Below are 2360 nucleotides of genomic sequence, written 5' to 3'. Positions count from 1 at the left end.
CCTGCGACAAGGCGATTAACAGTCGCCTGCTCTACCAACTGAGCTATCGGGGATCAGTGAGACGGGGCTGTAGGCCATCCCGCCGCGCCGGTCAACCGGGATGCGTTCAGGGGCGCGCGGTCCGGTAGAAGGCGTAGGCCGCGAAGGTCAGGGCCGACAGGCCGAACACCAAGAGCTCTTCGGGCATCGCGGGCTCCTTCGGGCAAAACCTTGACGGTTCGTTAATACGCCAGACGACCGCCCGTTCCGCGCGCCGCGCCTATTGCTGCGGTTCGGTGCCGCCCACGGAGGGCAGGGCGAGCCCCTGCTTGGGATCGAAGTTGCTTCCGCCGAGCGGCGAGCTCGCCTCCGCGCCGCGCCGACCGAGTTCCTCGTCCGACAGCGCCGGGCCGGGCTGCCGGATGGCGCCGGCGGGCACGAGCGGCTCGACCAGCGCGCCGGGAGTCAGGCCCTCGGGGCAGATCTGCGAACAGATCGGCTCGATCTCGCTGGGCGAGGAGCAGGCGGCCACCGCCCGCCCGCCGACGCAGGCGCAGCGGCAGGCCGCGTCCGCCGCGGTGGATGCCAGCATCAGCACGCCGGCCAGAACGATCCGTCTCAACGCCCGCAACTCCCCGGCATCTCGTTTGGAGCGCAACCCTATCCGGCGGGGCGCCCGCGCGATAGCGGCAGTCCGCGGGGGGGGCGGCTCAACCTCCTGTTAACCGCTCGCGCCGAGGGTGCCCCCGATTCGAACCGAAGAGGAGCCTGCCATGCAGCCGACCCGATCGGACCTCGGCCGCGGCCCGTCCTCCGACGCGGAGGGACCCGCGAAGATCCTCACCGGGGACGCGATCCTGTCCTGCCGCCTGCGACCGGAGGGCCGCGCGGGCGCGCGGCTGTCCCTGCCGAGCGCCTCCGGCATCCCGGACCTCTTCGTGCTCTCGGACGAGGCGAGCGGCGACGAGCGGCTGGCCCGCGTCACCGTCCGCAAGCAGGGCGCGGACGGCGCACGGCTCTGGGTGCAATTCCTGGGCCCGGCGCAGCTCGCGGCATAGCGCAAAAAGACAGATCAACCGGCGACATCGGCGCCACTTCGTCACCCGCCATAAATAATTGTGAACGCACCGCCGGGCTTGGTCTGGCACATCCTCTTCCCAGCCGACAAAAGCCAACACGGGAGGATGACCGATGAGGACGGTCAAGCTGCGGCCGGAACCGGTGACGCTCGCGCAGAGCTGGGAGATGTCGGACGCCGCACCCGGCGGCGGCGCGACGGACTGGCCGCTTCCCGCCATCCATCCCTGGATCGCCTTCCTGCTCGAACCCTGGCTCCAGGCCATCGAGCAGGCCGGACCCGGGACGACCCACTGGCTGCAGGAGACCAGCGCGGCGATGAGCGCCTGCCTCCGGGAATGGGTCGATCCGACCCCGGCGATCGAGCGCGCGCTGGAGGGCGCCCGCGCCGCCTCGGACCTGCTCGTCGCCTGCATCGGCCGGGCCGGCTGGGCGCACGCGGACGCGCAGCGGCAGGTCGCCCGCGCGGCCATGGGCGCGTTGATCGAGGCCCTGAGCGTGGCCGAGGCCAGCGAGAGCAAGGCCGAGATCGGCCTCGGCTTCTGAGCCCATCGGCCGGAACGACCCGGATCGTCGCGGTTCGGCGGAGCGGGGTCGGGGCGACCGGCGCCTGCCGTGCGACCGCGCGGTAGCGGCCCGGTCGCCTGCGAGAGCCTCTGCCCGCGCACCGGGCGGGCCGAACCCCACGACGTGAGCATCTGGGACGGACCGCCAGAGGCCGGGCCTCGGCAGCCGGTTCATCGCGTCGCCCCAAGGCATCCGGCACCGGCGGCGCGCGGCACTTTCAAGAGTGCGTGGCCGGTGGCTGGGTCGAGCGGCTCTGGCCGCCCGCAAGCTTCGTGGCGCGATGCGCACCGTCCCTGACCTGTACCAGTCCGCCCCGAGAGGGGCCTGCTACGCAGTTCCGCTCCAGAGCCAAGTAAGGACCTCGAGGCCGAAGGTCGAGGCAAAAAAGCCTGTCTTGGCAGGAAAGGACTATCCTCCGACAGATGCCTTCCGCCGTTGTTGCTGAGTCGCAACATGGCTTGGGAACTACCTGCGAGTCGGGGAATCCACGTTGCCCGGGACAGTCCGTTCGCCCAGAGTGGAATCGCCATAAGGGTTTCGCGACAGCGAGCCCGCACGAGCCTGCCACAGATGCAGGCCGGTCAAGACAAAAGGCCCGGGCGCGGCAGCGAAAGCGGCGGCTCATCGGGCTCCTCTCGGGTCTCGAAGCTTTTGGAGATATCGATGAAGCTCTTGAAGAGCTCCCTGCTCGGCTCGGCCGCGGCGCTCGCCGCCGTCGCCGGCGCCCAGGCCGCCGA

Annotated in this window: 3 protein-coding genes; 2 read left to right on the top strand and 1 reads right to left on the bottom strand. The window is 70.9% G+C overall.

Features of this window, described 5'->3' with window-relative positions; all coding sequences use genetic code 11:
- Positions 1-259: 259 nt before the first annotated feature.
- Positions 260-601 carry a hypothetical protein gene (locus AX737_RS27475; protein ID WP_156453996.1) on the bottom strand — a complete coding sequence of 114 codons (342 nt, stop codon included), beginning with the start codon at positions 599-601 and terminating at the stop codon, positions 260-262.
- Between the two features lie 151 nt (positions 602-752).
- Between AX737_RS27475 and AX737_RS27470 the strand changes: the two genes are divergently transcribed.
- Positions 753-1037, top strand: coding sequence for a hypothetical protein (locus tag AX737_RS27470; protein ID WP_066927014.1), 285 nt, complete (start codon positions 753-755; stop codon positions 1035-1037).
- Positions 1038-1170: 133 nt separating this feature from the next.
- Positions 1171-1602, top strand: coding sequence for a hypothetical protein (locus AX737_RS27465; RefSeq protein WP_066927013.1), 432 nt, complete (start codon positions 1171-1173; stop codon positions 1600-1602).
- Positions 1603-2360: the final 758 nt, after the last annotated feature.

This window comes from Methylobacterium sp. CCH5-D2 (genome assembly GCF_001556475.1).
Lineage (GTDB): Bacteria > Pseudomonadota > Alphaproteobacteria > Rhizobiales > Beijerinckiaceae > Methylobacterium > Methylobacterium hispanicum.
Note: the sequence above shows the minus strand (reverse complement) of the source record. Positions and strands in the feature narration are given on the sequence as shown.